At 50.9% G+C, this 25,724-nt stretch carries 26 protein-coding genes and 1 pseudogene; 8 read left to right on the top strand and 19 right to left on the bottom strand.

The features are described 5' to 3' along the window. Nucleotides 1-150 precede the first annotated feature (150 nt). Nucleotides 151-945: an SDR family NAD(P)-dependent oxidoreductase gene (locus L2097_RS18580; protein ID WP_250353466.1), complete on the top strand. Its 795-nt coding sequence runs from the start codon at nucleotides 151-153 to the stop codon at nucleotides 943-945. A 46-nt stretch (nucleotides 946-991) separates the two neighbouring features. On the opposite strand, the gene L2097_RS18575 is transcribed toward L2097_RS18580, so the two are convergent. Further along, nucleotides 992-1,966: an AEC family transporter gene (locus L2097_RS18575; RefSeq protein WP_085006783.1), complete on the bottom strand. Its 975-nt coding sequence runs from the start codon at nucleotides 1,964-1,966 to the stop codon at nucleotides 992-994. Nucleotides 1,967-2,142: 176 nt separating this feature from the next. Continuing rightward, on the bottom strand, nucleotides 2,143-2,418 hold the full coding sequence (locus L2097_RS18570; protein ID WP_085006784.1) for a LysR family transcriptional regulator: 276 nt from the start codon (nucleotides 2,416-2,418) through the stop codon (nucleotides 2,143-2,145). A 347-nt stretch (nucleotides 2,419-2,765) separates the two neighbouring features. Between L2097_RS18570 and L2097_RS18565 the strand changes: the two genes are divergently transcribed. From L2097_RS18565 to L2097_RS18545, 5 genes are all read left to right on the top strand, one after another. Next, on the top strand, nucleotides 2,766-3,719 hold the full coding sequence (locus L2097_RS18565) for a hydroxyacid dehydrogenase (protein ID WP_085006785.1): 954 nt from the start codon (nucleotides 2,766-2,768) through the stop codon (nucleotides 3,717-3,719). Nucleotides 3,720-3,729: 10 nt separating this feature from the next. Beyond that, the gene (locus L2097_RS18560) at nucleotides 3,730-4,428 is read left to right on the top strand and encodes an RraA family protein (protein WP_250353465.1); all 699 of its coding nucleotides are present in this window, start codon (nucleotides 3,730-3,732) and stop codon (nucleotides 4,426-4,428) included. A 68-nt stretch (nucleotides 4,429-4,496) separates the two neighbouring features. After that, complete coding sequence (locus L2097_RS18555; RefSeq protein WP_250353464.1) at nucleotides 4,497-5,891, top strand: DASS family sodium-coupled anion symporter; 1,395 nt, start codon at nucleotides 4,497-4,499, stop codon at nucleotides 5,889-5,891. Nucleotides 5,892-5,907: 16 nt separating this feature from the next. Further along, nucleotides 5,908-7,068, top strand: a complete 1,161-nt coding sequence (locus L2097_RS18550; protein ID WP_085006788.1) for a metallo-dependent hydrolase — start codon at nucleotides 5,908-5,910, stop codon at nucleotides 7,066-7,068. Nucleotides 7,069-7,208: 140 nt separating this feature from the next. Then, on the top strand, nucleotides 7,209-9,083 hold the full coding sequence (locus L2097_RS18545) for a sigma 54-interacting transcriptional regulator (protein ID WP_250353463.1): 1,875 nt from the start codon (nucleotides 7,209-7,211) through the stop codon (nucleotides 9,081-9,083). Nucleotides 9,084-9,295: 212 nt separating this feature from the next. Here L2097_RS18545 and L2097_RS18540 read toward each other — a convergent pair whose 3' ends face one another. From L2097_RS18540 to idnD, 5 genes are all read right to left on the bottom strand, one after another. Next, nucleotides 9,296-11,233: a methyl-accepting chemotaxis protein gene (locus L2097_RS18540; protein WP_250353462.1), complete on the bottom strand. Its 1,938-nt coding sequence runs from the start codon at nucleotides 11,231-11,233 to the stop codon at nucleotides 9,296-9,298. Nucleotides 11,234-11,379: 146 nt separating this feature from the next. After that, nucleotides 11,380-12,378 carry a DNA-binding transcriptional regulator IdnR gene (gene idnR / locus L2097_RS18535; protein ID WP_047372750.1) on the bottom strand — a complete coding sequence of 333 codons (999 nt, stop codon included), beginning with the start codon at nucleotides 12,376-12,378 and terminating at the stop codon, nucleotides 11,380-11,382. 70 nt (nucleotides 12,379-12,448) lie between these two features. Further along, complete coding sequence (locus L2097_RS18530) at nucleotides 12,449-13,768, bottom strand: gluconate:H+ symporter (protein ID WP_047372749.1); 1,320 nt, start codon at nucleotides 13,766-13,768, stop codon at nucleotides 12,449-12,451. Nucleotides 13,769-13,832: 64 nt separating this feature from the next. Then, nucleotides 13,833-14,597, bottom strand: coding sequence for a gluconate 5-dehydrogenase (gene idnO / locus L2097_RS18525; protein ID WP_041851306.1), 765 nt, complete (start codon nucleotides 14,595-14,597; stop codon nucleotides 13,833-13,835). Between the two features lie 24 nt (nucleotides 14,598-14,621). Next, nucleotides 14,622-15,653 carry an L-idonate 5-dehydrogenase gene (gene idnD / locus L2097_RS18520; protein WP_250353461.1) on the bottom strand — a complete coding sequence of 344 codons (1,032 nt, stop codon included), beginning with the start codon at nucleotides 15,651-15,653 and terminating at the stop codon, nucleotides 14,622-14,624. Between the two features lie 215 nt (nucleotides 15,654-15,868). Between idnD and idnK the strand changes: the two genes are divergently transcribed. Continuing rightward, the gene (idnK, locus tag L2097_RS18515) at nucleotides 15,869-16,393 is read left to right on the top strand and encodes a gluconokinase (protein ID WP_250353460.1); all 525 of its coding nucleotides are present in this window, start codon (nucleotides 15,869-15,871) and stop codon (nucleotides 16,391-16,393) included. A 15-nt stretch (nucleotides 16,394-16,408) separates the two neighbouring features. Here idnK and L2097_RS18510 read toward each other — a convergent pair. The 5 genes and pseudogenes from L2097_RS18510 to L2097_RS18490 all read right to left on the bottom strand — a co-directional run. Next, nucleotides 16,409-16,498 (bottom strand): annotated as a pseudogene (locus tag L2097_RS18510) (type II toxin-antitoxin system YoeB family toxin); the annotation flags it as partial. A gap of 63 nt (nucleotides 16,499-16,561) precedes the next feature. Next, nucleotides 16,562-17,689: a metallophosphoesterase gene (locus L2097_RS18505; RefSeq protein WP_047372746.1), complete on the bottom strand. Its 1,128-nt coding sequence runs from the start codon at nucleotides 17,687-17,689 to the stop codon at nucleotides 16,562-16,564. 229 nt (nucleotides 17,690-17,918) lie between these two features. Beyond that, the gene (locus L2097_RS18500; protein ID WP_250353459.1) at nucleotides 17,919-19,061 is read right to left on the bottom strand and encodes an iron-containing alcohol dehydrogenase; all 1,143 of its coding nucleotides are present in this window, start codon (nucleotides 19,059-19,061) and stop codon (nucleotides 17,919-17,921) included. Nucleotides 19,062-19,333: 272 nt separating this feature from the next. After that, the gene (map, locus tag L2097_RS18495; protein WP_142517271.1) at nucleotides 19,334-20,119 is read right to left on the bottom strand and encodes a type I methionyl aminopeptidase; all 786 of its coding nucleotides are present in this window, start codon (nucleotides 20,117-20,119) and stop codon (nucleotides 19,334-19,336) included. After that, nucleotides 20,116-20,367, bottom strand: a complete 252-nt coding sequence (locus L2097_RS18490) for a ParD-like family protein (RefSeq protein WP_085007176.1) — start codon at nucleotides 20,365-20,367, stop codon at nucleotides 20,116-20,118. The genes map and L2097_RS18490 overlap by 4 nt, the downstream gene beginning before the upstream one ends. A gap of 191 nt (nucleotides 20,368-20,558) precedes the next feature. Between L2097_RS18490 and L2097_RS18485 the strand changes: the two genes are divergently transcribed. Beyond that, nucleotides 20,559-20,807, top strand: a complete 249-nt coding sequence (locus L2097_RS18485; RefSeq protein WP_085007177.1) for a biofilm development regulator YmgB/AriR family protein — start codon at nucleotides 20,559-20,561, stop codon at nucleotides 20,805-20,807. Between the two features lie 119 nt (nucleotides 20,808-20,926). Here the strand turns inward: L2097_RS18485 and L2097_RS18480 are convergent, their stop codons facing one another. The 7 genes from L2097_RS18480 to L2097_RS18450 form a co-directional block, all read right to left on the bottom strand. Then, nucleotides 20,927-21,235: a hypothetical protein gene (locus tag L2097_RS18480; RefSeq protein ID WP_085007178.1), complete on the bottom strand. Its 309-nt coding sequence runs from the start codon at nucleotides 21,233-21,235 to the stop codon at nucleotides 20,927-20,929. 54 nt (nucleotides 21,236-21,289) lie between these two features. After that, nucleotides 21,290-21,529 carry a hypothetical protein gene (locus L2097_RS18475; protein ID WP_085007179.1) on the bottom strand — a complete coding sequence of 80 codons (240 nt, stop codon included), beginning with the start codon at nucleotides 21,527-21,529 and terminating at the stop codon, nucleotides 21,290-21,292. 301 nt (nucleotides 21,530-21,830) lie between these two features. Next, complete coding sequence (locus L2097_RS18470) at nucleotides 21,831-22,082, bottom strand: hypothetical protein (protein WP_139153734.1); 252 nt, start codon at nucleotides 22,080-22,082, stop codon at nucleotides 21,831-21,833. A 65-nt stretch (nucleotides 22,083-22,147) separates the two neighbouring features. Then, complete coding sequence (locus L2097_RS18465; RefSeq protein ID WP_250353458.1) at nucleotides 22,148-22,363, bottom strand: hypothetical protein; 216 nt, start codon at nucleotides 22,361-22,363, stop codon at nucleotides 22,148-22,150. Nucleotides 22,364-22,706: 343 nt separating this feature from the next. Continuing rightward, nucleotides 22,707-22,922, bottom strand: coding sequence for a hypothetical protein (locus tag L2097_RS18460; protein ID WP_047372737.1), 216 nt, complete (start codon nucleotides 22,920-22,922; stop codon nucleotides 22,707-22,709). 300 nt (nucleotides 22,923-23,222) lie between these two features. Next, nucleotides 23,223-23,954: a MerR family transcriptional regulator gene (locus L2097_RS18455; RefSeq protein ID WP_142517262.1), complete on the bottom strand. Its 732-nt coding sequence runs from the start codon at nucleotides 23,952-23,954 to the stop codon at nucleotides 23,223-23,225. 245 nt (nucleotides 23,955-24,199) lie between these two features. After that, nucleotides 24,200-25,420, bottom strand: a complete 1,221-nt coding sequence (locus tag L2097_RS18450; protein ID WP_250353457.1) for a diguanylate phosphodiesterase — start codon at nucleotides 25,418-25,420, stop codon at nucleotides 24,200-24,202. Nucleotides 25,421-25,724 lie beyond the last annotated feature (304 nt).

Raw genomic sequence — 25,724 nt, 5'->3', positions numbered from 1 at the left:
CATATCGATATCAAAATATCAGCTAAGTAATATTGGCATTAATTGTGAACATATTCTTTTGTGTAACCCAGATGACCATCCCGACGTCGCTGTTCAGGCTAAGTGCTACGCTTATTCCATCGCATTCACATAAAAATGAAGGAGCAGAGAATGAAAATTGATCTGAGTGGGAAAGTAGCGCTGGTCACCGCTTCCACGGGCGGCATTGGTTTCGCCATTGCCACGGGGCTTGCCGAAAGCGGCGCGGAAGTGATCCTCAACGGACGCAGCGAGTCATCGGTGAACAAAGCGCTCCAGGCGCTCAATGAGCGCGTACCGGGCGCAAAAGTACGTACCGCCATTGCCGACCTGAGTTCGGCGGAGGGTGTTGAAGCCTTATTAAGCGCGGCAACGGATGCCGATATTCTGGTCAATAATGCCGGGATTTACGGGCCGCAGGATTTTTATGCTACCGATGATGCGACCTGGGAAAATTACTGGCAAACCAACGTGATGTCAGGCGTGCGTCTTTCTCGCGCGCTGCTGCCGGCCATGGTGAAAAAAGGCTGGGGTCGCGTGGTTTTTATCTCCTCGGAGTCGGCACGCAATATTCCTGCCGATATGATTCATTATGGCGTGACCAAAACGGCGCAACTTTCACTGTCGCGCGGGCTGGCGAAATTTGTCGCCGGAAGTGGCGTGACGGTCAACAGCGTGCTGCCAGGCCCGACCCTTTCCGATGGCTTTGCCGCCATGATGCAGGATGAAGTGGAAAGAACCGGCAAATCACTGGAAACGTTGGCGAAAGAGTTCGTGATGACCAACCGTCCCAGCTCCGTTATTCAGCGGGCGGCAACGGTTGAAGAAGTGGCAAACATGGTGGTCTACATATGTTCGACCCAGGCGTCAGCGACCTCAGGCGCGGCGCTGCGCGTTGACGGTGGTGTGGTGGACGACATCCTGTAACGCGTTTTCAGCAGGGCTGCATACTGCTGCCCTGCTGGAGAAACATCTATGGCCATGCCGGGTAAAAACGGGACATCATGATCATTAATAGTGGCGTGGTAAGGGTCGAGAGCAGGGTGGAAATCAGCATGCTGGTTGCCGTCGCCCCTTGCAGCACATTGAATTTCTGCGCCATCAGATAAACGTTTATCCCCACCGCCATTGAACCCAGTAAAACCACGACCTGGCTCTCCTGCTGCGGCAGATGCAATGCGTAAGCGAGCACCCAAATCAGCCCCGGCATCAGCAGCAGTTTAATCAGACAAATGGCCGAGCTTTCCCGCCATCCCTGGCTGATTTTATAGTGGGAGAGGCTCATGCCCAGCGTCACCAGCGTGAGCGGCGCGGCAATCTGTCCCAGCATCGAGACCGGGCCATCAATAAATTGTGGCAGGGGATGATGGGTCGCACTCCAGGCGAATCCCGAGAAGATGCCGATAATCAGCGGATTACGCAGGACATTGACCAGGGTTTTGCCGATACCTTTCCAGGAAAAACTGCCGCTCTGGGCCCACTCCACCGAGACGGTGACCAGCGTCCACAAAATCAGGCTGTTGAACACCAGCACCAGCGCAACCGAGGCAAGGCTTGCCTGCCCCAGCAGAATAACCGCAACAGGAATGCCTAACATGACATTATTCGAAAAGATACCGCCCAGGCCAAATACCGATGCGGAGATCGCATCCAGGCCAAAAATACGGTTAGCGACAATGCGCCCAACGATATATATCAACAAGCAACTGCCGAAATAGGCTATCAGCAGACGCATATCAACCGGCGGGCTTTGATAGAACTTACTCATGACCTTAAAAAGCATGCAAGGCAGCGCAACGGAGAAACAAAACCGATTAAACACGCCGCTTGCCGATTCAGGCCAGCCCGCAAAACGCCCCAGGCAATACCCTAATGCAATTAAGGAAAATAAAGGCGCAGACAACAGCATCTGCTGCGAAAGCTGCCCCAGAAAGCTCGCCGTTTCCATCCGTTACCCTGCCTGTATCATCGTAAAAATGAATAATTTTTATGTTTTTTGGCAGTATAGGGGCTTTGCCCTGCCGAGTCAGCGGGGCTGAAACGGTGTTAGTGGAGCATCACAACATTTATCACCACTGATTCAGCAGTTGCACATACCTGAGGCTGAATCACGCCAGTACGGTTTCACTCCTTCCGCAGGGGTGATTTAATATTTTCCACCTCATACAGCACTGCCATAATCTTCGGCGATAATGTATAAAACTGTTGGCCTTTTTCGGTTAATATTACCGACCGAATATTCCTTCCACGTTGAATAAGCGTAAATCCGATATTATTTTCCAGCATTTGCAGACGCTCAGATAAACAGATCTGACTTACCCCTAAAAAACCTGCTGCGGCTGGCATACTTCCACTGCGCACCGCAGAAAGGAATGCATTCATTAACTCAATATTCATCATTTATCCCTGATATTGCGTGTTCGAACAGAGAACCTGACTGCGCAGTATCATTATCACACAAGTAGTTCTTGTCAATTATTTCAACACCCGCAGGCAGCCAGAAAAATAGTGTGACAATGTTAAAAATCATAATTTAAAACTGAAATTCATACATTTCAAAATGAAATGACATGTTTAAATCCGGGTCTAATTTTGTGATTACCGTCACCAATAAAAATATCACACAAAAATAACATTAAATAAAAAGTACATAAATATCATAAAGTTAAAATTTAATATCTTCATCAAATACGCGCCTGGCACGCGGCCTGCAATTATCAGTGCCAAACAACAATGGAGAGCGTCAGATGACTTATAAAATTTTACTTCCACAAGAAATCATGCAGGAAGGGAGAGAATATCTTGAAAGCCGGGGATATGAACTTATTACAGGTTCCGGTATGGAAGAAGAAGATATCATCCACGATATTCCGGACTGCGATGGTATTATTGTACGCCTTTCAAAAATGTCCGATCGCGTATTTGAAGCCGCAAAAAAACTGAAAGTTGTTGCTCGCCATGGTGCCGGTTACGACACCGTCGATTTAGACTCCGCGAAACGCCACGGCGTGACCGTTTTAAACGCGCCGATTGCTAATAGCATGTCTGTTGCCGAGCTGGCGATTTTTTACATGCTGCACTGTTCACGTAACTTCAGGCTGGTCGAAGAGAAAATGCTTGAAGATTACTACTGGGCAAAACTGCGCACCCCAAAAGTGGAGCTGGACGGTAAAACCGTAGGCCTGGTAGGCGTGGGCAACATTGGTTCCCGTGTCGCCATCAAAGCCCTGCACGGCTTTAACATGAAAGTCATTGCGTATGATCCGTACAAAACCCAGGACCAGGTGCCGGAAGGGGTTGAATTAACCAACGACTTCGACCGTATTTTCAAAGAGAGCGATTTTGTCTCCCTGCACTGCCCTACTACGGCGGAAACCACTGACTTTATTGGCGAAAAACAGTTCTCGCTGATGAAACCGACCGCGTATTTCATTAATACCGCACGCGGCAAACTGGTCGATGAAAAAGCGCTCTACCACGCGCTCTCAACACACATCATCGCCGGTGCGGGTGTTGATGTTCTGAAAAAAGAACCGTTCGACCCCGCAGATCCCATTTTCGCCCTCAGCAATATCGTCATTGGCCCGCATATCGGCGCTGCCACAAAAGAAGCGACCGATCGCGCGTCTTTGCACTCCGCTATTGGTATCGACGAAGTGTTATCAGGTAAAAAACCGTCCTGGCCGGTGCCGGGTTTTTAAGGAGAAAATCATGTCTATTGGTAACCGTATTTTCACCCGGCGTCCGGCATTCGACGTTGAGTTATTAAAACATTACGAGAAACTGCCCGCCGCGAATATCGCCGACACCATGAACCGTATTGCGGTCCTCGGCAACGGTATTAAACGTATTTCATCACCGAAGAAGCCGGTCATGGCGGGCTATGCCATTACCGTAAAAGCGCGCGCTGGCGACAACCTGATGCTGCACGCCGCGCTGGATATGGCAACGGAAAATGATGTCATCGTGGTCTCTAACGAAGGCGATCGTTCCCGCGCGCTAATGGGCGAAATCATGGTGGCTTACGCCCACTGCACAAAAAAAATCGCCGGTATCGTGCTTGATGGTCCGATCCGCGATATTGATGCCCTTTCCGTACTGGACTTCCCTCTCTTCGCCACCGGTTCGAACCCGGCGGGCCCGTTTAAAGAAGGCCCGGGCGAAGTGAACACGCCCATCGCCGTAGGCGGCGTGGCGGTGTGTCCGGGCGATCTGATTGTAGGTGATGCTGACGGTGTGATCGTCATACCGCTGAACGATGCAGCAGACCTACTCGACAAAGCCACAGACTACGCCAGATTTGATGCGGGCAAAGTGGAAGCCGCGAAGAATGGCACCGCCAACCGCGCATGGGTAAGAAAATCATTAGACGAAAAAGGCGTTGAGTTTATTGACGACGTCTACCGCTAATTAGCGCCAATAATGAAATGCCGCACGTGGCCTGTCGGCGTGCGGCTATTAAATACAGGTAATGTAAAATGCTTTATCTTAAACTCTTACCCATTATCTTTTTTCCCATTCTGTTCTGGGTCATCCCTCACCCGGAAGGCGTTTCCGCTCAGACCTGGGAAATAGTCGGTATCTATCTGGCGATGCTGTGCGGGCTGGTCCTGCGCCCGTTTACCGACGCCGTCATCATGCTCATAATCCTCGGTTTCGCCTCACTGGTGATTGAACCAGGTCCGCTGTTCGCCGGATTCGGTAGCCCGATGGTATGGTTTATCATCAGCGCTTTTATTATCTGCAAGGCTTTTGTTATTACCGGTTTGGGCAAACGTATCGCCTATCTGCTGCTTCAACGCTATGGTAAAAATACCCTGACGCTGGGCTATCTGATGATGGTCACGGATACCGTTCTGGCACCAGCAACCGGGTCAAACATGTCGCGTTCCGGCGGCATCACCTACCCCATTTTCCGTAATATCGCCGAAGCGCTGGGTTCAAAGCCGGATGATGGCAGCCGCAAGATAGGCGCCTATCTGACGATACTGATGTACGTGGTATCGATGGGGACCTCCAGCCTGTTCCTCACCGGGATGGCAACCAACTCCATTACCGTCTCGCTCGCCAACGAGATAATGCACGTCAATCTCGAGTGGATGGTGTGGTTCAAAGCCGCCATTGTGCCAGCAGGCATTGTATTGTTAGCTGCGCCGTGGATCCTCTACAAGCTCTATGCGCCTGAGCTGAAAACCATCACCAACGTTAACGAAATTGCGACCAAAGGGTTGCAGGAACTCGGCCCGGTGAAGCGTGAAGAGAAATTACTGATCGTCTTCTTCTTGCTGGGGATTATCGGCTGGATGACGGGCTCCCTGACCGGTATTGAGTTTATTCCGGTCGGCCTCGCCTTCCTTGCCTGCCTGTTATTGTTCGGTGTATTGAGCTGGAACGATGTGGTCAGCGAAAAATCGGCATGGCAGACGTTCGTCTGGTACGGCGCGTTTTACGGGTGTGCGGTCGCGCTCTCCAAAGGCGGTTTCTATGTCTATCTGGTGGATGTGATCAAAGGCTATCTCGACCTGTCGCAACTGAGTGAAATTAGCGCCCTGGGCGTACTGGTATTTATCAGCCTCGCAGTGCGTTACTTCTTCGTCTCCAACAGCGCCTTCGTGGTGTCGTTCTATCCGGTGCTCTTTACCCTTGGGATGACCACACAAGCACACCCGATGTATGTCGCGCTGTCACTGGCCTTCTCTGCGGGTTATGGAGCGCTGCTCACCCACTACGGCAACGGTGCAGGCGTCTTCACCTTCTCCAGCGGCTATGTTCCGCAAAAAACCTTCTGGTTGCTCGGTACCATCATGGTGCTGGTGAACGTCCTGGTCTTCTTCCTGATTGGTATTCCTTACTGGAAAATGATCGGTATCTGATTAAGGAGAACGCAAAATGAAACTGGATATTCTGATTAAAAATGGTCTGGTGGCCGATCTTGAGAGCGGCAGTTACATCAACCAGAACATCGGTATCGTCGGCAATCGTATTGTGGATTTGCATACCGCCGACAGTCAGGCGGAAACCGTCATCGATGCGGCAGGCTGTATTGTTCTTCCGGGATTGATCGATTTCCACGCCCACGTTTTTCACGGCGGCACCGCCATCAGCGTTAACCCGGATGTGCTCTGCCTGCCCAACGGCGTGACCAGCGTGGTGGACGCCGGGAGCAGCGGCTGGGTTAACTACAAACTGTTTCGCAACAGTGTGATCAATTCGGCACAGACGCGCATAAAAAGCTACCTGAACGTGGTGAATATAGGGCTTTCCACGCTGGGTGGCGGGCCGACGGGGTATCTGGAAAATACCAATCCGGCGAACTATAACGTGGAGAAAATCAGCCAGACGCTGAATGAGAACCACGACAACATTCTCGGGTTAAAACTGCGTTACAGCCAGGATATCGCAACCGGGCGCAATTTTAGTCGCGATCCGTTTTATGCCGCCGTGGCGCTGGCGAGAGAGCTGAAAACAACCCTCTGCGTCCATGTAACCGACTCCCGGTTGCCCGCCGATGAGCTGATCGGCCATTTCCAGGCCGATGATATTTATGCCCACTGTTTCCACGGTACGGGTAACGCCATTCTCAGGGAAAGCGGCGAGGTGTTCCCGGCCATCAAGGAAGCCAAAACACGGGGCGTGATTTTCGACTGTTCTAACGGCGTGGCCCATTTTGATTTTACGGTGGCTCGTAACGCAATGGAGCAGGGCTTTAACCCGGATATCATCAGTACCGACCTGACGCTACGTAATAGCCTGCGCACGGAGAAGGTATTCAGTCTGCTGTTTATTATGTCGAAATACCTGAATATGGGGATGTCGTTCTTCGACGTAGTCCGCGCGGTGACTCGCACACCCGCACGCCTGATGAAAATGGAGGGGCAAATCGGCACGATCGCACCGGGGGCATTTGCCGATATCGCCATCGTGAAATTGCGCAAAGAAAAGATCGTATTTGAAGATACCAAAGGCACACGGCTGGAGGGTGACCGTTATATCGATAACTGCGCCACTATCAGTAATGGGCAAATTGTCTATCGCCGCCAGCGTTTTTAAGAGAGAAGGCAGTATGTCTGTCTTTTTGCCTGCGCACCGCAAATGCGCAGGCTTTTTTCGTTTTGCCAGGTGGCGCTTTGTGGCGTGAAGAGCGTGAGGATATGATAACTCCGGCATAAATCGGTAACTCTGGATAACCCATGAAAAACAACGAAATTGCGATTTTCTCGGTGTCAAAAACGATCACCCAACGCATATCCAACGTGCTTATCGAAAGAAAGATCGACATCCCCGTTTACGAGTTTCACTATTTTGACGTGGTGGAAAAAGCGCAGCAGTTAGTTGCCGGCGGCACCAAAATCATCATTAGCCGGGGCGGCACGGCAGCGCTATTACGCAACAGTCTTACTATTCCCGTTATTGAAATCGCCCACGACCTGCACGGTATTTATCGCATTCTGCAGGAGGCGAGAAAAAAATCGCAGAAGATTGCCGCCGTAGGATTTCCGCAGTTCTGTAATGTCCTTCGTCATTATCAAAATATGACCAACGAAGATTTTAAAATCTGCCAGGTCTATAACCACTACGATATCGATAACGTTGTGAAAAACCTGGCAGATAACGATTACCAGTTGGTGATTGGCGGACTGACCGTTGCAGAGATGGCGAAGAAGTATGATTTGAATGTCATTATGGGCGATACCGATAATATCTCCATCGAACAGGCACTGGATGTTGCTGAAAGTCTGTTGAAATACATCACAAATGAAAACCTGAAATTAACCATGTCCTGGTCTGCGCTGAATCAATCGCACGAGGGCATTATGTGCCTGGACCCTTCCGGGGAAATTATTCATATCAACGCCTGTGGCTTTGCGTTATTCCAGTGCAATATTGGCGATAAGATCTTTAAGAAAGAGGCTTTTAAAAGCATTTATGGCAGTATTATCAATGAGATAGATATAAAAGAACAAGCTATCGAGATAGATGGCGAGACGGTCAATATTGCGGCAAAGCACTTTTCGAATAAACACGGCTTTTATACCGTTATCACCGGCAGCAGGCAGGAACATAACGGCTGGTCTGCTTCCCGCATCAGCAAGAAAAGTGACCACAAAGGCTTTACCACCACATATTCGTTTGCCGACATTATCGGGCAGTCCCCGGTGATGGAATCCGCAATCGCACGCGCCAAAATCTACGCTGCTCACGACCTTCCCATCACTATTCTGGGCGAGACCGGCACCGGCAAGGAGTTGTTTGCCCAGAGTATTCATCACGCCAGTCCACGCAGCGCGGAACCCTTTATTGCCATCAACTGTGCCGCCATTCCGGAGAGTCTGCTGGAAAGCGAGCTGTTTGGCTATGCCGACGGCGCCTTCACGAATGCGCGTCGGGGCGGTAAGCCAGGTATTTTCGAGATGGCGATGAACGGTACTGTATTTATTGACGAAATCAGCGAGGCGCCGCTTCCGGTGCAAATCAAACTGCTGCGCATTTTGCAGGAAAAGCGGTTCAGCCGGGTTGGCGGCGACTCCCTCATCAGCGCCAGTTTCCGCTTAATCACCGCCAGTAATAAGGAGCTGGGCGCGCAGGTGGCGGCCGGTGAATTTCGCCAGGATCTCTGGTATCGCATTAATGTCCTTGCGCTTCAGTTGCCGGCTCTCAGAGAGCGAACCGGCGATGTGATGCTGATTATTGAAGACCTGCTGGCAAAGAATAACAAAGCGCTGACCTTTACTGATGAAGCCGTGAATTTTCTCAACAGTTACCCGTGGCCTGGCAATATTCGGGAGTTACAGGCGGTGATTTTACGGCTGATTGTGTTGTTTGATATGCACGTTGTGGATGTCGATGCCTTGCAGTCGCTGTGCCATATGTCTGTGTCTGATGATGACGAAGCTATCGTCCCGCAGCCCGGTGACGTGGATTTATTGAAAAAGCAGGAGCAGAAGCTGATCGGCGCGGTGATGAAACGTACCGGTGGGGATAAATCGCAAGCCGCGGTGATGTTGGGGATAAGCCCGACAACACTATGGCGTAAGATGAAAGAGTATGGAGTGGAAGGCGTTTGACATACCCCATACCGTATGCCGGGGACTCTTCCCGGATGCGGCGTAAGCGCCTTATCCGGGCTACCAACCGCACCAGCCGTAGCCCCGGTTAGCGCAGCGACACCGGGGACTCTTCCCGGATGCGGCGCAAGCGCCTTATCCGGGCTACCAACCGCACCAGCCGTAGCCCCGGTTAGCGCAGCGCCACCGGGGACGAAATCATAGCCCACTCGTTACGAATAGCTCTGCCGCGCATCCGAGAAAAATGCCAGGGTCTCTTCCAGGTTCTTCGCCTGCTCCTCCAGCGACATGGCGGCTGCGGAGATCTGCTGCACCAGTGACGCATTCTGCTGGGTGGCGCTATCCATCTGATTGACCGCCTCGCTCACCTGGCTCACGCCTTTCGTTTGCTCATCCAGCGCCTGCACAATCTCGGCAATCACCAGATGGACACTGGAAACCGATGCAATGATTTGCTTCATCATTGCCCCTGTTTCATTGACCAGCGTAACCCCTTTACTGACGCGCCCGGATGACTCCTCAATCAGCGCCGAAATCTCCCTGGCCGCACTGGCGCTACGCTGTGCCAGGTTGCGTACTTCACCGGCCACCACCGCGAAGCCTTTGCCCTGCTCACCAGCGCGGGCCGCTTCGACGGCCGCGTTCAGCGCCAGGATATTGGTCTGAAAAGCAATGCTGTCGATGATGCTGTTAATATCGCCAATCTTGCCGGCGCTCTCATCAATCTTGCCGATGATATCGACCACTTCTGCCACCAGCGATTCGCCCTGCCCGGCAATCTGCGCCGCATTCTGCGTCAGCGATGTTGCCTTATGCGCATTCTCGGCGTTGTTTTTCACGGTCACGGAAATCTGCTCCATGCTTGCCGCCGTCTGCACAATCGCTGCGGCCTGCTCTTCGGTTCGGGAGGCCAGATCGAGGTTGCCCGCTGCAATTTCACTGCTTCCCGCCCGCACAGAATGGCTGGCATCGTTAATGCTGCCAACGATACGCCGGAGCTGGGCTTGCATGGTATGCAGGGCATAAAAGATGCTGCTGTTATCGCCGTTACGCACAGAAATCTGATGACTCAAATCTCCCTGAGCTACGGACAGCGCAATCTCTGAGGCCTCCGTCGGCTCGCCGCCTACCGGGCGCGCAACCTTGCGGGTGAACACCATCGCCACCACCACGCTGACAATGATAATGCTGAGGATCATCAGAAGGATGGCGTTACGCAGGTAGTGCCACGCTTCGGCCATCACGACGCTGACGGGCGTGACTATTGCCAGTTTCCACGGCGTCTGGCTATTACCAATATCGATGGTGCGCCAGGTGACAAATGCCGGTTCTTTTAACAGGGCATCGTCGGTGCGTATCACCGCTTCCCCGCCGATCGTCCCTGTCCAGGGTTTACCCGTTGCCGCCTTATCAGGGCTGGAAACCACTTTGTTATCCGCCGAGAGCAACAGCGCATAGCCCGTACCTTCCCATGGCTTGATCGCGCCGATCATTTTTTGCAGCGTGTCCAGCGAGAAATCCGAGGTCACAGAGCCCTGAAACTTACCGTCGCGGACAATCGGTGCCGCAATGGAGGTCAGCATCACATCCACACCGTTATAGGGGTAGATATACGGCTCGATAATCACCTCTTTCTGGCGCTGACGCGGCAAAAGGTAGTAGTCGCCGCTGCCCAGCGTTTCATAATCCACCAGGTTGTGCAGCGCCGGGTTACCGCTGTTATCACGGTCAGCATAGCGCGCGTAGCGGCCTGCCGGATCCTGATCCGCTTGCCCTGCAAACTCCGCATCTTTACCGTCAAATGTATTGGCTTCAAAGGCCAGTGACATCGACAGGAAATCAGGATGCTGATGCAGATAATCGGTCAATAGCTGGTCCAGGCCACGCCGTTCTGTTAACCCGGCCTGATGTAATGCCCATGCGCTGTTGCCCAAATCACGCGCGGCATTCAGTGCCGAGTCCAGCTGTTGCTGAACACGTAATGATTCAGTGAGCGCAATTTGCTGGAGATGTCTTTTGGCGACCGCTTCCTGCTGGCCCATAGATTGCCAGAGCAACAGGCCAATGGTGACCAGGAACCCGGTGGTGATAGTGACAAAAATAGACGCCAGCATGAGTGTTCTGGCCGTGAGTTTTTTACGTGTGTTCATGTTTCCCCGCTCAGGCAATCGCCCCGTGGCAAATAACCCAATTAACTCATGCTTCATATATCGGTAAAAACCACTTAACACTTCACCGTAATTTTGATGAAATTTTTTTATCCGGAGGGGGCAATGTCAGAGGATGCAGGAAGGCGTCAGAGGGTTTTTCCCTGATAAATTTGATAACCCAAATCGACAGTGTTGTGGTTGAGTGCGTCATTTTTTAATTTATTCAATAACATTTGCGCCGCCATTCTTCCGATATCAAAACGCGGCGTGATCACACTCGCCAGGCTCGGAATCATCTGTTTGCCCATTTCCAGGCCATGAAAGCCGGCGATGGAAATGCGTTCCGGAACAGCAAGATCGTGTTCGCGGCAGTAAAACAGCGCGCCCATCGCAATATCGTCATTTGTACAAAAAACACCATCAAGATCCGGGTGGGATTTAAAGGCTTCGGCCATGAGCTGCGACCCGAGATAGATAGACGAACTCGCGCGGGGATTGATACGGTAAGCCTCCAGTTGATGCTGATTCATGGCATCGCAATAACCACAAAAACGCTGCTCATCACGCATATCGTCTTTCGAGCCCAGATAGATAATTTTGCGCCGCTGTCGCTTAGCCAGCATGGTGCTCACCATATCAAAGGCGGCCTGGCGATTATCAAACCCCACCTCCATATCCATTTTGGCGCCCTGCACATCCATCAGCTCCACAATGGGGATTTTGGCGGAGCGCAGAAACTTAACGGTGCGAACGGTATGGTGCTTTTCAGAGAGGATAATGCCGTCGATATTGTAGGAAAGCAGATTAATTACCGACTCTTCTTCGGACTCTTTGTTGTAATTATAATTAGCGATAAGTGTCTGATAGTTATGGTCAGATGTAATAGACTCAATGCCAGCGAGAATGTCAGCAAACAGTTGATTCTGGAAAGAGGGGATCAGCACGCCCAGCGTATAGCTTTGCGCGTTGAGCAACATGCCGGGCGCGCGGTTGGGTACATAGTTGATCTCTTCCATGATCATGGCGATGCGCTCGCCTGTTGCCTTCGCTACGGTTTTAGGCGAGCGGATATACCTGCTGACGGTCATTTTGGTAACCCCCGCCAGCGTGGCGATATCCTGCAGTGAAATTCTGTGATTTCTCATCGTCTCTCCCTCCCTGGGGGAAGCGGGTTATCCACTTCCCCAGGGAATGCCGTCATTGCGGAAAATGAAGTTAATGGAGGATGGCGTTAAGTGTCAGCACACCCAGTAAGCCCATAAACGAAATCAGCGTTTCCATGACCGTCCAGGTACGCAGTGTCTCACCAACGCTGAGATTAAAGTAGCCTTTGAACAGCCAGAATCCCGGATCGTTGACGTGTGACGCAATGACGCTGCCCGCCCCGGTTGCCAGCACCATCAGCGCCGGATCGGCATGGGTAACATTAATTATTGGCAGTACGACACCCGCGGTCGTAATGGCCGCCACAGTGGCAGACCCCAGCGCAATACGCAATACGGCGGCAACGGTCCAGCACATCAGCAGCGGCGAAAGGGTCGTGCCGGTCATTAATTGTGAGATGTATTTGCCTACTCCGCTATCGACCAGTACCTGTTTGAACGCCCCACCGCCCGCAATAATGAAGACAATCATCGCGATAGCGCCGATGGAGGCGCCCACCATCTCCATCACGTTTTCGAGATTACGCCCATTGCGCAATCCGAGAGTGAAAATAGCAATCACGATAGCGATAAACAGGGCCACCGCCGGGTTACCGACAAACTCAAAGAAAACACGCGCGCTGTTGCCTTTTGGCAGGGTAATTTCACAAACTGCCGCAATCGCCATCAGGATCACGGGCATCACCGCCGCGAAAATACTGTTCCAGAAACCCGGCATTTCATGATCGGCAAAGATATGCGGGTTGAATAGCCCCTCCGGCGGCGCTTTCTCAAAACGCGTCAGCAGTTTCGAAAACAGCGGCCCGGCGACAATAACCGTCGGAATGGTAATGATCATGCCATACAGCAGGGTGGTACCCAGATTGGCTTCAAAAATGGTGGCGATAGCGGTCGGCCCCGGATGCGGCGGCAGAAAACAGTGGGTCACGGACAGCGCGGTCACCATCGGGACTCCGACGTAGAGCAGCGGCAGACCAGACGACGCCACCACGGTAAATACCAGCGGCAACAGCAGGACAAAACCCACTTCAAAGAACATCGCCAGCCCCACGACCAGACCGGTAATGACCAGCGCCCATTGCACCCGTTCTTTACCGAATGTCGCAATCAGCGTAGTGGCGATACGCTGGGCGGCCCCGGTGTCGGAAATCAACTTCCCCAGCATGGCGCCAAAGCCGAGGATCATCGCCAGGCCGCCTAAGGTTCCGCCGATGCCTCCCTGAATGGAGTGCAACACGGCCTGCGCATCCATACCTTCGGCAAACCCGACAACGGCGGCAACCAGCACCAGGGCGATAAACCCATTCACTTTAAAACCAATCATTAAGACCAGCAGCAGCGCTACACCTGCCGCGATAATCAGTAATGGCATAATCTTGTCTCTTGTTATGTGCCGAACCAGCAGCGCCGAAGCGCTGCGTTTTAGTGCTAACGAGTCACACTGCGACCAGCATGCCGCCGTCAACAAACAGAAGATGACCGTTAACAAAATCCGAGGCTTTAGAGGAGAGGAACACCGCTGCGCCGATCAGCTCTTCCGGGTTGCCCCAGCGTGCCGCAGGAGTACGTTTGCAGAGCCAGCCGGTGAACGCTTCATCTTCGACCAGCGCTTTGGTCATCTCGGTTTTGAAATAACCCGGCGCAATCCCATTCACCTGAATGTTATGCCGTGCCAGTTCAACGCACATGCCGCGGGTCAGCATTTTGACCGCACCTTTAGACGCGGCGTACGGTGTGATGGTGTCGCGCCCCAGCTCACTTTGCATGGAGCAGATGTTGATCACTTTCCCGGCCTGACGTTCAACCATACGACGGGTCACCGCCTGCGATACCAGGAAAACCGCCGTCTGGTTAACCGCGATCACGTCATTCCACTCTTGTTCCGGGAAGTCATTAAACGGATGGCGGCGCTGGATACCGGCATTATTGACCAGGACATCAATCGGCCCGGTTTGCTCCTCAATGCGCGCAATAGCGGCATCAATTTCAGCTTTTTTGGTTACGTTAAATGGCGCGGCCACGGCGCGAATATCTGCCGCACGCAGCTTCTCAACAGCGGCATCAGCACGTTCCTGATTAATATCGTTAACGATAATTTGTGCGCCGTATTTCCCGAGGCCCGTTGCTAATAAATAACCAATACCCTGTGCAGAACCGGTAATCAGGACATTCTTGCCCGCCAGTGAAAAAAGGTCGTTCATGGTCTTATTCCTTATCACGATGCATTAAAAAACGAGTTGAACTTTGGCAGCCTGGGTTTTATCGCCGGCGAATTTGAGTGCCTGCTCCAGCTCGGTGAACGGGTATTCGCCACTCAATAACGGCAGCGGATCCACCACGCCATTCGCCAGCCAGGAGACAGCGGTATTGAATTCAGTGGTGAAACGGAAAGAACCTTTCAGGGCGATTTCTTTGGCAATCAGCATCATCATCGGGAAATCCGCCACCGCGCCGCCCATCCCTACCTGAACCATCGCCCCTCTGGCGCGCGTCACTTCCAGGCAGGTGGTAATGGATGTCGGGTTGCCCGATACTTCGAAGCTGACATCGAAATAACCTTTTTCCGCTTTCCACGGCGTCAGGTCAGCGCTACGCGGGTCGAGTAGCGTATCGGCCCCCATTTTTTGCGCCAGTTCAAGCGAGCGAGAGCTGATATCCGCGCACACAATTTCTGCTGCGCCCAGGGTTTTCACCGCGCTGACAATCAGGCAGCCAATCGGGCCTACGCCCGAGATAAAGACACGTTTGCCTTGTAAATCACCGGCCTGATGGGCAGCGTGAATAGCGACCGCCAGCGGTTCGGCAAAAGCCATGGTTTTGGCGTCGGCATTACCGGAGAAAGGAATACATTGCGCAGTATCCACCACTTTAAAACGGGTAAACCCGCCATCGACATGTGGAAAATACATCGCGCTGCCAAAGAAACGCATTTCAGTACACTGATTTTCTTCTTTCGCCAGGCAGTATTTACAATGACCACAGGGTTTTGATGGATTTACTGCAACAGTTTGCCCTTCATGTAATTTTTCTGAATCTGAATGAACAACTTTACCAATGACTTCATGGCCTAATACCATCGGTGCTTTAACGGAAAAATTACCTACCTTGCCTTCCTGATAATAATGTAAATCGGATCCACAAATCCCCCCGCGGGTTATTTGTACCAATGTACCTTTATTATTCCATTCAATTTCCTGGTCGGTAACGTCAACAGTTTGCTTTCCCGCTACAACGCAGGATTGAGTTTTAATCTTCATGTTTCCTCTCTGGTCAGGACGTGGCCTGGTGGGCATTTAAACGGTTTTGTCTGCGCTGAATTGTGATGTATGTCACGCTCAAAAATTGTTACACTGCAATGTTACGCATAACGTGACGCGCTTTATAATTCTGCTTTTCCGGTGCAGAAAAACATAAGCACATTGCTATTTGCACGGTAATATCCGCGTCATCAAAATGAGACGGGAGTAATTAAATGGGCGGTGAGAGTTATATTTTGATGGGGGTATCGGGCAGCGGAAAATCATTGATTGGCGCTAAAGCCGCCGCCAAACTTGGTGCGAAATTTATTGATGGGGACGATCTTCATCCGGCAAAGAATATCGATAAAATGTCTGCCAGCATTCCTTTAACCGATGAAGACAGATTGCCATGGCTGGAACGATTAAATGATGCCTCTTACAGTCTGTATAAAAAGAATGAAACAGGTTTAATTGTCTGTTCAGCATTAAAAAAACGCTACCGGGATATTCTGCGCAAAGGCAGTCCGAATGTACATTTTCTGTGGCTGGACGGCGATTATGAAACCATTCTGGCGAGAATGGCGAAACGGCAGGGGCATTTTATGCCGGTAGAGTTACTCAAAAGTCAGTTCGCTGCGCTGGAACGCCCGGAACAGGAAGAGGATGATGTCATGCGCATCGATATCAACCATGAGGTCGAAGACGTGGTTGAGCAATGCGTGCAGGCAGTTGCCGCACTGCGGGCAAAAAAGGGATAACCCACTCAAACGTTATCAAAAGTGATAACGGCAAGCCGCCACCAGGAGTGCATCGTTGGTTATGGAATAGACCTGACGATGCTCCTCGGTTAACCGTCGGAACCAAACCCGGCCGCGCTGGCGAACAGCGCCAGCCGGAACAGCCGCCACCAGGCGACTGTCTCCACTTCAACGCGCCGCGGATGTCGTTGGGTGCAGAATAAGCTCGGTGATTTCAGAAGGACGGCCCAGCCGCAGCGGAAACCCGTTCCACAGCCCGGCGCCATTGCTGACGTAGAGCGTCATCGGCCCCACCGAATAACGGCCGGATATATAACCGTTGTTAAGGGGCTTCACCAGTTGGTCCAGACCCAGCACCATCCCACCGTGGGTATGACCGGATAGCTGCAACTTCACACCTGCCGCGGCGTTATCATCCGCGGTACCCGGTCTGTGATCGAGCAGGATAACGGTATCATTGGGGCGAGTACCTTCCAGTGCGCGTTTCAGGTCCGGTCCTGCAAAACCGTAATTTCTCGCCGCTATATCCGGTACACCTGCCAGCACAAATGAGTCGTCACCGCGTGCAATACGCACATGCTGATTAGTCAAAAAGGGAATGCTCAGCTTCTGCCAGGCTGGCGCCCAGCTTGCGTAGTCAAAGTAGTATTCATGGTTGCCCGTAATCGCATAGACGCCATCCGCCGCTCGCAGTTGTGTCAGCGGCTCGACATCCGGCAGGCGATCCTCCACGGCGCCGTCTGACATATCGCCGGTCAAGGCAATGAGATCCGGTTGCAGGGCGTTGGTTTTGGCGACAATTTGTTGTACCCATTTGCGGGGCAACAGGCGCGTGGCATGAATATCGGCCAGTTGTACCAGCCGGTAGCCGTCAAAAGCAGGGGGCAGACCAGGGATCTCAACATGGACAGTACGAACATGGGGTATCCGTGTTGCCTGCCAGACGCCGATAACCGCCAGCACTACAGACAGTACGAGCAGCGGCAACATGATGGGCAATGCAGGGAGCGTTTTACCGGTCAGCAGCCCGACCAGTAGAGCGAGAACATCGCGCAGAAGCAGGAAACTGGCGAACAGCACCACGGCGCCAAACAATCCGCCAGCCAGCATCACTACCAGACGCGGCCACTCAGGGGAAAATGAGCCACCCCACAGCCAACGGCTAAAAAAGCGGAACTCACAAATGCCCACCAGCACAAGAAACAGGCCAAGGCGCAGCACAGGGGGCAGTGGAAGCCACCAGATAAAACGAGAACCAATGTAGAGTGCCGGCAACAGCATCCAGATAAAAAACATCGCTATCTCCATACCTGCGTTTACAGCATAAACCGCGCGTGAATGAACCGTTTTAAAATTAGCACGTTGTCATGATATGTCAGTGGCTGTTTTCTTACGCGCTGAGGCATTTTTAGCGGAGCAAGCATTCCCGGCGCTGCGGTGGCGTTTATGCTCGCTTATCGGGAAGGATACAGGGAAAAAAAAAGCGTATGTCGCCATACGCTTTTGTTCTTTGTCACCATGAATATCAGGCGCCGTAATAGGCGCTTGAATATAATGTTTTCACATCCTGTACCGTTGGCTGATTGGGATTGGTCAGGGTGCATGGATCATCCACCGCGTTATGACTCATGCGGTCGAGTACCTGCATAAAGGCGGCCTCTTTAATTTCAACCTCGCCACATTGCCCAAGGGTCTCGGGTATATTCAGACGCTTATTCAGGTCTTTAATGGCGGTGATAAGATTGCCAATACCCAGCGCTTTCTCCAGCTTCTGGTATTTATTGGTGTAGATAGAATTATATTGAATGATATATGGCAGCATAATCGCGTTCGCCAGGCCATGCGTAATACCAAACTCCCCGCCAATCTTATGCGCCATAGAATGCACCAGTCCCAGAGAGGCATTAGTAAATGCAATGCCCGCCAGCGCCGAGGCATTATGCATATGCATACGCGCATTCAGGTCATTCGGCGACAGGTAAGCGATTTCCAGATATTCAAATACCAGGCGAATAGCTTCTACCGCGTAGGGATCGGTAAAAGAGTTGGCCGCGGTAGAGACATACGCCTCAAGCGCGTGCGTCATGACATCCATCCCGGTATGCACGGTGACATGCGGCGGCATTTTTGCCGGAATGGTCGGGTCCAGAATGGCAATATCAGGGACCAGATCTGCCGCCACAATCGGGTATTTGATGTGATGCGCCGTATCGGTGATGACCGAGAACGCGGTGATTTCAGAGGCGCTGCCGCTGGTGGACGGAATGGCGACGAAACGGGCTTTATTACGCAATGCGGGCATTGAGCCCACGGGAATGATGTCTTCAAACGTCAGGTGCGGATGTTCGTAGAAACACCACATCACTTTTGCCGCATCCAGCGCGGAACCGCCGCCAATCGCTACAATCCAGTCTGGTTCAAACGCCAGCATCGCTTTCGCCCCACGCCAGACCGTTTCGACAGACGGGTTGGGTTCGACATTATCAATGACGGTGCATTCCATCCCGGCTTTATTCAGCTCGCTGATGGCCCTGTCCAGAAAACCAAAGCGTTTCATTGAGCTGCCGCCCGTTACCAGCGCGGCTTTTTTCCCTTTAAGGGTGGACAGATGGTCTAATGCGTTTTCACCACAAATAATACTGCGCGGAATAGAGAATGAAAATGTCATAGAAGACTCCATAAATTTAAGAGAAAGATTGGGTTTTATTTTGCGTACAGGCAGAAAAAGGCGCTGGAAATAAGATGTGCGCAGAGTAAAAGCAAATCTTTGGCATGACACCGGGCGATTGTCGCAGTAATACCCGAAGGAATTTGTGATGGAAGCAAAGGAATTAAAGCGTACCGTCAGCGGCATCTTTTTCGCGGCAGCAAGAGTACAAAGACGTGGCCAGGCAGGCAGGTCAACGCGTGTCTGACCCGCCTGAATCAAGAAGAGGGAAATTAAAGCCCTGAATACTCAGGTGAAGGGTCCGGCCAGGGTGTCAGTAAATCGAAACCGGTATCGGTGACCGCTACCATATGCTCCCACTGCGCCGAGAGTGAACGGTCTTTGGTGACAACCGTCCAGCCGTCAGACAGCACGCTCGTGGCGGCTTTACCGGCGTTGAGCATCGGCTCAATGGTAAAAATCATCCCTTTTTTCAGCACCAGCCCGGTGCCCGGACGGCCATAGTGCAGGATCTGCGGTTCTGCGTGATACTCCTGCCCCACGCCATGTCCGCAGTACTCTTTCACCACCGAAAAACCAGCGGACTCCGCCACCTGCTGAATAGCCGCGCCGATATCGCCAAGTGTCGCGCCGGGACGCACAGCTTTAATACCGGCGACCATCGATTCATAGGTGATGGTGGTGAGTCTTCTGGCGCGTACTGAGGGTTCACCAACAAAATACATACGGCTGGTATCGCCGTACCATCCGTCTTTGATGATCGCCACGTCAATATTGATAATGTCACCATCTTTAAGGCGTTTCTCCGACGGGATGCCGTGACACACCACATGATTGACCGACGTGCAAACGGTACGGGTATAGCCGTTGTAACCTATGTTCGCCGGAATCACCTTTAACTCATGGCGAATAAAATCGTGACACAGCGTGTCGATCTCATCGGTGGTCACGCCCGCGCGAACGTGGGGCTTGATCATTTCCAGAACGTTGGCCGCAGCGTGACCCGCTGCCCGGGCCATTTCAATCTCTTGCGGAGAGTGCAATTTGATGTTCGTCATCTGGCTTCATGCTCCATGTGTAATGACAACGACTCATCGTCAACCAGCCTATGGATATCCACGCCGCCCTTAAGCTCTTCCCGAACTAACAGACGAGTAAGCTCCTGATGCGTCAAATGGGGATACAGCTCGGAGAGCATGCCGATTTTCAGCCAGTGCTCAGCCTGGGCATTGATCGAACGACTCAGCGCATTGCTGGCCAGACGCAGGTTTTCGTGCATCAAATCCGAGATTTTAACGATACCCATACTTCACCTTATACGAATCATATATGAAACGTATAATACAGACTCTTATCCTGAAGGTGAATTTATTAATTCGCACGCTATAGGCGGAAAATGCTGCCGGACTATGCAATTTGCCAAAAGCAGCCTAGATTTTCAGAACAAGGGGATTTTTCTGATTTACCACGCATGCAGCAAAAAGGAAAAGAGCGCCTATGGCCCTTCACCCGGCAACACAGTTCCTTAACACGTCACAAACCATTCGCCTGCCTGTTTTCAGCGTCGAGCTGGCTTTTATAAAAACCGTTGAAGAGAAGCTGGCTTCGTTAAATTTACCAGTCAGTAACAAAGCGGTGATTCTGGCAATCATTCGTCACCTTGAAGAGGAGAACGACCCCGAAAAAACAAGGATGTACCGGAGTGCTCTGGAAATGGTGGTCAGTCGAACGCCGGATGATCTTTGACAAGAGTGGTACTGGCAATCACTCTTTGAAAAGAGAAATACATCTCCTCCACCCGGACATTTTTATCGGCGAGAGATGACCTTCAGCGAAAGCAGAGAAAACGCATAATCTTTTAATATTTAATGTTTTTTATCACCGACGCCTTGTGAAGCAATATTCAATTGCAGCAACTTTCTATTTTTAACGGTTTGTTGATTCCAGCGGGTCCTTTTTTCTTCGGTACGATCAATAAGTTTGATACTTTCCTGTATCTCATTAATCGCCGCCAGAATGGCTTCCCGCCGTGATTCGCGCTGTTCCTGTTCAAGATTACGGGCGAGTTGTGCGATGAGCGCCCCATGTGAAATGGGCGCATCCGCTTCAAGCAATTCGAGAATGGCATCACCCATGACCAGTTCGACCAGACTCTCTTTTACATCTTTAATCATGCTGACTCCAGAATGCATTTCATGCGAATGAGCGATGACGGCAGCCGCAGATAATTACTCAGTCTCGCGACGGAGTAATACTCGCAAGATATCAGCATAATGCGCTTCAAGCTCGGTGCGAGTATTTTTTTCTATACATCCTGCGACGGTAATGCAGAGACTATGGCGAGTAATATACCGCCCTTCACGTAACATTTGGATAACGATGGCGCCTAATGTCTGCTCCAGACTTAGCTTCTCATTACCCGAGGCGCCCTCCGTCTCCTGCGGGCCGTCACTTCGTGAATTATTCATATTTCACCTTGCTTATGCATTCAGGAAAATACCTTACGGCCAGTAACCAATTAACGCTGCTAAACAATAAGCATGGCGGGCATTGTGGCATTAGCAGCACCTAATTGAAAGGATATCTGATCCTGTTAGCAAAAATAACTGCCCAGGGGATGTGAGATTAAAAGCATGATCCGCTAAAAAACAATCTATCTCATAATGTAATGAATGTCAGACTTTACTTAACTCAGTAATATTAAAGGGAAATAATTTACTGAAACAACAAGCATAAAAACCGAAGGCGATTATTCACCTTCGGTGCGGTTTAATGAATCTGATAGCTGCGGTGGCCAATTCCACTGCGCTGTTGGGGCGAAAAACGCTGGTGCGTTCGCACCTCATCAATCGCCCGGGAATAGCGCATTCGCAAGTTCCGGTCAGTTACATTTACCCGTTTATCATCCAGAGTGTGAATTAGTGTGTCATGCGTGATTTCCGCACCACACTCAAGTAAATGAACCAACGCCTCACTAATAAGAATTTCTGTGGCTTTGTCGGCTGTTTTTACAGTCATCATCTCCTCCTCATGATTTTTATATCAGGCTGCCAAAGTCACCATTACGTGCAGCCTGATATATTTATTTACTGCATTTTACGCAAAACCATTTTCCTGGCTTCCTGATAAATTGCTTTACGTTCTGCAATATCCGTTCTCTCTTCTTCCATAAGGAGAGTCTGACTCAACCCGCGTGTCGTCACGGGTAAATTATTCATAATTAAATATGCTGCTGCGAAGCCTATCGCTTCACGAATCAGTTCATCCCGGGTTAAAATTTCATTACCGGATTGTTTAGTCATATAATGGTAAAAACCTCCTGTTTGTTACAGAAATAAACATTTGTACAAATAAGATAAAAGCGCTAAAGCGCTGCTTTGTTATAGCCAGCAGAAATAGAGAAATTCTGCCGCCGACGTTCCGTCAGTAATCAGAACGATCGGACAACGCTTATCAATCGGATAAATAAAGGCATAGTTTCTCCTCTCTGTGCCCTTCGCGAGGCTGAGCGCGGTGTATGAATAAAATCAAAGCGCGAGTAGCCACCCGATAAATGACAAGACAAATAAAAGGATGCTTAGCCTGTTATCGAGGCTGGCTGAAAGCCGGTTTAAGCGGCATTGGCACGTTACTGAATATTAATTTTCAGTGAGTGGTATGGCCATGGCTGGCGTTTTTAAGTAATGAGTGCCCCAGCCAAATTTGAGATAGTTGGTATTCATTCGTCACCTCCTCAGCGTGTTGCGTTAACATCAGCATTAGTGACTCACGTGATATTTCCTTATTACTGGCGATATGGGCTAGCACGGCTTCACCGATCGCAATATAACCTGGTTCATGTTTTTCAATGGTTTTTACCAAACCCACCTCCTTTCATTCTCGGCATAAATAATGTCTTGCATTATTATTATAGCCGGTACGTTTTCAGCAAAATAATATTCAGGGGATTCTTAATATGGTCATCGAAGGGATGAAATATGAAAAGGGGCCGTGAGCGGAGGAAAATCATGTCTGTGGGATATGTGCGAGGAGCGAATATATTCAAAGGATTATTACTCAGCGGTTACTGAGCAAGGGCAGGAAAATAACGGAGAACGAATGGAACTGCGCTGCTCACCTTCTGCAGAGGACACAGAAGAGAGTGCGCGTTACATTTTGACCTTATGCCCCATGCAAAGCGATGGCAAATCCCTGTTCCCGCCAGTGGGTAAACTGTTCTTGTTGATGACGCGATAACGCTTTACCGGTCCACACAAAAATATGCAGGCCAGGAAAAAGCTCCGGACGAACCGTTTCCAGTGGCTCCGCGAGAACATCAATATTCCAGTCGTGCTGTGACAAACGCCATGCTTCCAGCCACATCCGGGTGCGATCGTCACTGCCCCAGCTAATAAACAACGCGTCTTTCCCCATCTTTTTGCGGGCACGAGTCAGGCATAAGACGGCATAATCAATTAATACGCCATCCAGTAAACTACACATGGCGCGGGCGGTACTTTGATCGAGAGAAAGTCGTTGGCGAACGGGGACAAATACATGATCGATAAGAATATCGGCGGTATGCTCCCGTCCCAGACTCATAATCAGGGCACGTAGTTTCGCAGGACGGACCTGCCGTAATACGGACATGACCTCTTCCTGAAGCGATTCCCATCCATCATGAGAATCCACTTTTTTCTCTTCCAGAAGCGCTTTGACTTTACCGACCGGAACGCCACTTTCAATCCATCGTTTAATTTCCTCAATCCGTTGGATATCTTCTTCATCAAATTGTCGATGCCCCCCTTCACTTCGCTGAGGTTTCAACAATCCATAGCGGCGCTGCCACGCCCTGAGCGTGACAGGATTTATTCCACATCGTTCTGCGACATCGCCAATGCTGTAAAAGGTCATTGCTTCCCTCAACTCAAACCCAATACGTTACTCTTCAAAATTCATGCTTCTGTACAGGTTGTACAATTTTCATAACTTGTACAAGCCAGAAAGTGCTTATGAGCAAGCATAACCGGAAACGGGCCATGTGCAAAAATGGATTTTATTTCACCGCCGCTCGTGCGGAGAGGGTAAAAGCAGGCTCTCCCCTACCGCCAGTGCCAGAGTGCGGTAGGGGAAAATTAACAGGTCAAGACAGGAGGAGGTTACAGACCACCCTTTTTTTCCGGCCATGCAACGGCAGGAATAGCGCCAGGCGCCGGAGGGGCAAACAGATACCCCTGAAATTGAGAGATACCCGCCGACTCAAGCCACATCCATTCTTCCGGCTTCTCCACCCCCACGACCGAGACCATGATTTCCAGAGAAACACAGCATTTGATGATGGCCTGGATAATGGCCTGCCGGGGGCCGCTTTTATGGACATCTTTGATCAGGTCGCGGTTAATTTTGATCCTCTCTGGCTGAAATTGCGCCAGTAAGAGCAGACCAGCAAATCCGGCGCCAAAATGATCGATGGCTACACGAAATCCGGCTGCTTTCAATAACCTGACGGCATTCGTGAACTCATCCAGGCGGGAAATGACTTCATTTTCGGTGAACTCAACAATGACCTGTTCAGGCACCAGATCATTGGCTTTAATGGCATCCAGAAGAAAATTAACCGCACCGGGAACATTCACCAGCGTCATGGGCAGCAGGTTCACGGAGAGGGTCTGTGCCCCCAGCTTTAATGCCGCCGCCATGGCAAACGCGACTTTTTTACTTTTCAGATCGGCCTCATAGATTTCATCACTGCGAAGCCCCTCGAACCAGGCTTGCGGCGCGTGCCCCTCAGGGGTGCGGATCAAAGCTTCCACTGAAACAACTTGCCGTGCGAACGGATCGATAATGGGTTGAAATGCGAAATAGCAACCGGCCTCGCGGTCAGGGGGCAGCGTTTGCGAGATAGCATCGCTTTCGTCAGTCACGAATTCCCAGGCATCCCCCGGCGGAATCTCAAAATAGTTCTCTTTTTCCAGATCCTCAACGAACGTGCGAAAGAACTGAAGGGCGCGATCTTCATAGGTCAGTTGATATCGTGAGGTGCCTTTATCAAGCACATGCTGCAGGACTTCCTCTCTGTCATATTCACGTAAATCAAAGAGTTCCATTCCTGACTTACCAAATCGCCGCAAAGGCGCGTAATCACGCAACAACTCCACCAGATTGTAATGCCGCGTATCATTACAAATATGCTGGTAGATAGCAGAAACACTCTCCTCAGGGCCTTCAAGCAACTGGAAAAAGTGGGTGCCGTTGAACAGCAGAATCCCGGTGATATCCGCCTCACCGTTTTTGAGATTCGCCGCAGCGACCATCTCCTCCAGCACGCTAAAGGAAACGTTATCGCAGATATGGCTGCGGTAAATAAGGGTTGTGAGCATGAGCTATCCCAGAGAGAGCGTTGTAATTGCCCCAATGACAGGGGCTTACGCAGGGGACCTTGTAAACAAACATGATCAACGGCGGATATACAACAGATGAAAGTGGAGACGACAATCCCAACATCCGTGTGGTTTTTATGTCATCGCAGAGAAACGCATGCCAAAAGTGTAGCCTGGAATGGTGAAATGTGTTGATTTTGTGCTTTCTATCTTATTGAAAAGTAACAAATAGCACTTATTGTTTAAAATCATCGTCAAATTTGTACAATTTTTATGTACAGGTTTTCTATAGTTGTATAGCTTA

The organism is Citrobacter sp. MNAZ 1397 (assembly GCF_023613995.1).
Classification (GTDB): Bacteria; Pseudomonadota; Gammaproteobacteria; order Enterobacterales; family Enterobacteriaceae; genus Phytobacter; species Phytobacter ursingii.
The sequence above is the reverse complement of the archived record's forward strand: the minus strand, read 5'-3'. Positions and strand labels throughout refer to the sequence as shown.

Coding starts and splice junctions, on each gene's coding strand:
- L2097_RS18580 (WP_250353466.1), top strand. CDS start 151: ATGAAAATTGATCTGAGTGGGAAAGTAGCGCTGGTCACCGCTTCCACG.
- L2097_RS18575 (WP_085006783.1), bottom strand. CDS start 1,966: ATGGAAACGGCGAGCTTTCTGGGGCAGCTTTCGCAGCAGATGCTGTTG.
- L2097_RS18570 (WP_085006784.1), bottom strand. CDS start 2,418: ATGATGAATATTGAGTTAATGAATGCATTCCTTTCTGCGGTGCGCAGT.
- L2097_RS18565 (WP_085006785.1), top strand. CDS start 2,766: ATGACTTATAAAATTTTACTTCCACAAGAAATCATGCAGGAAGGGAGA.
- L2097_RS18560 (WP_250353465.1), top strand. CDS start 3,730: ATGTCTATTGGTAACCGTATTTTCACCCGGCGTCCGGCATTCGACGTT.
- L2097_RS18555 (WP_250353464.1), top strand. CDS start 4,497: ATGCTTTATCTTAAACTCTTACCCATTATCTTTTTTCCCATTCTGTTC.
- L2097_RS18550 (WP_085006788.1), top strand. CDS start 5,908: ATGAAACTGGATATTCTGATTAAAAATGGTCTGGTGGCCGATCTTGAG.
- L2097_RS18545 (WP_250353463.1), top strand. CDS start 7,209: ATGAAAAACAACGAAATTGCGATTTTCTCGGTGTCAAAAACGATCACC.
- L2097_RS18540 (WP_250353462.1), bottom strand. CDS start 11,233: ATGAACACACGTAAAAAACTCACGGCCAGAACACTCATGCTGGCGTCT.
- idnR (WP_047372750.1), bottom strand. CDS start 12,378: ATGAGAAATCACAGAATTTCACTGCAGGATATCGCCACGCTGGCGGGG.
- L2097_RS18530 (WP_047372749.1), bottom strand. CDS start 13,768: ATGCCATTACTGATTATCGCGGCAGGTGTAGCGCTGCTGCTGGTCTTA.
- idnO (WP_041851306.1), bottom strand. CDS start 14,597: ATGAACGACCTTTTTTCACTGGCGGGCAAGAATGTCCTGATTACCGGT.
- idnD (WP_250353461.1), bottom strand. CDS start 15,653: ATGAAGATTAAAACTCAATCCTGCGTTGTAGCGGGAAAGCAAACTGTT.
- idnK (WP_250353460.1), top strand. CDS start 15,869: ATGGGCGGTGAGAGTTATATTTTGATGGGGGTATCGGGCAGCGGAAAA.
- L2097_RS18505 (WP_047372746.1), bottom strand. CDS start 17,689: ATGTTTTTTATCTGGATGCTGTTGCCGGCACTCTACATTGGTTCTCGT.
- L2097_RS18500 (WP_250353459.1), bottom strand. CDS start 19,061: ATGACATTTTCATTCTCTATTCCGCGCAGTATTATTTGTGGTGAAAAC.
- map (WP_142517271.1), bottom strand. CDS start 20,119: ATGACGAACATCAAATTGCACTCTCCGCAAGAGATTGAAATGGCCCGG.
- L2097_RS18490 (WP_085007176.1), bottom strand. CDS start 20,367: ATGGGTATCGTTAAAATCTCGGATTTGATGCACGAAAACCTGCGTCTG.
- L2097_RS18485 (WP_085007177.1), top strand. CDS start 20,559: ATGGCCCTTCACCCGGCAACACAGTTCCTTAACACGTCACAAACCATT.
- L2097_RS18480 (WP_085007178.1), bottom strand. CDS start 21,235: ATGATTAAAGATGTAAAAGAGAGTCTGGTCGAACTGGTCATGGGTGAT.
- L2097_RS18475 (WP_085007179.1), bottom strand. CDS start 21,529: ATGAATAATTCACGAAGTGACGGCCCGCAGGAGACGGAGGGCGCCTCG.
- L2097_RS18470 (WP_139153734.1), bottom strand. CDS start 22,082: ATGATGACTGTAAAAACAGCCGACAAAGCCACAGAAATTCTTATTAGT.
- L2097_RS18465 (WP_250353458.1), bottom strand. CDS start 22,363: ATGACTAAACAATCCGGTAATGAAATTTTAACCCGGGATGAACTGATT.
- L2097_RS18455 (WP_142517262.1), bottom strand. CDS start 23,954: ATGACCTTTTACAGCATTGGCGATGTCGCAGAACGATGTGGAATAAAT.
- L2097_RS18450 (WP_250353457.1), bottom strand. CDS start 25,420: ATGCTCACAACCCTTATTTACCGCAGCCATATCTGCGATAACGTTTCC.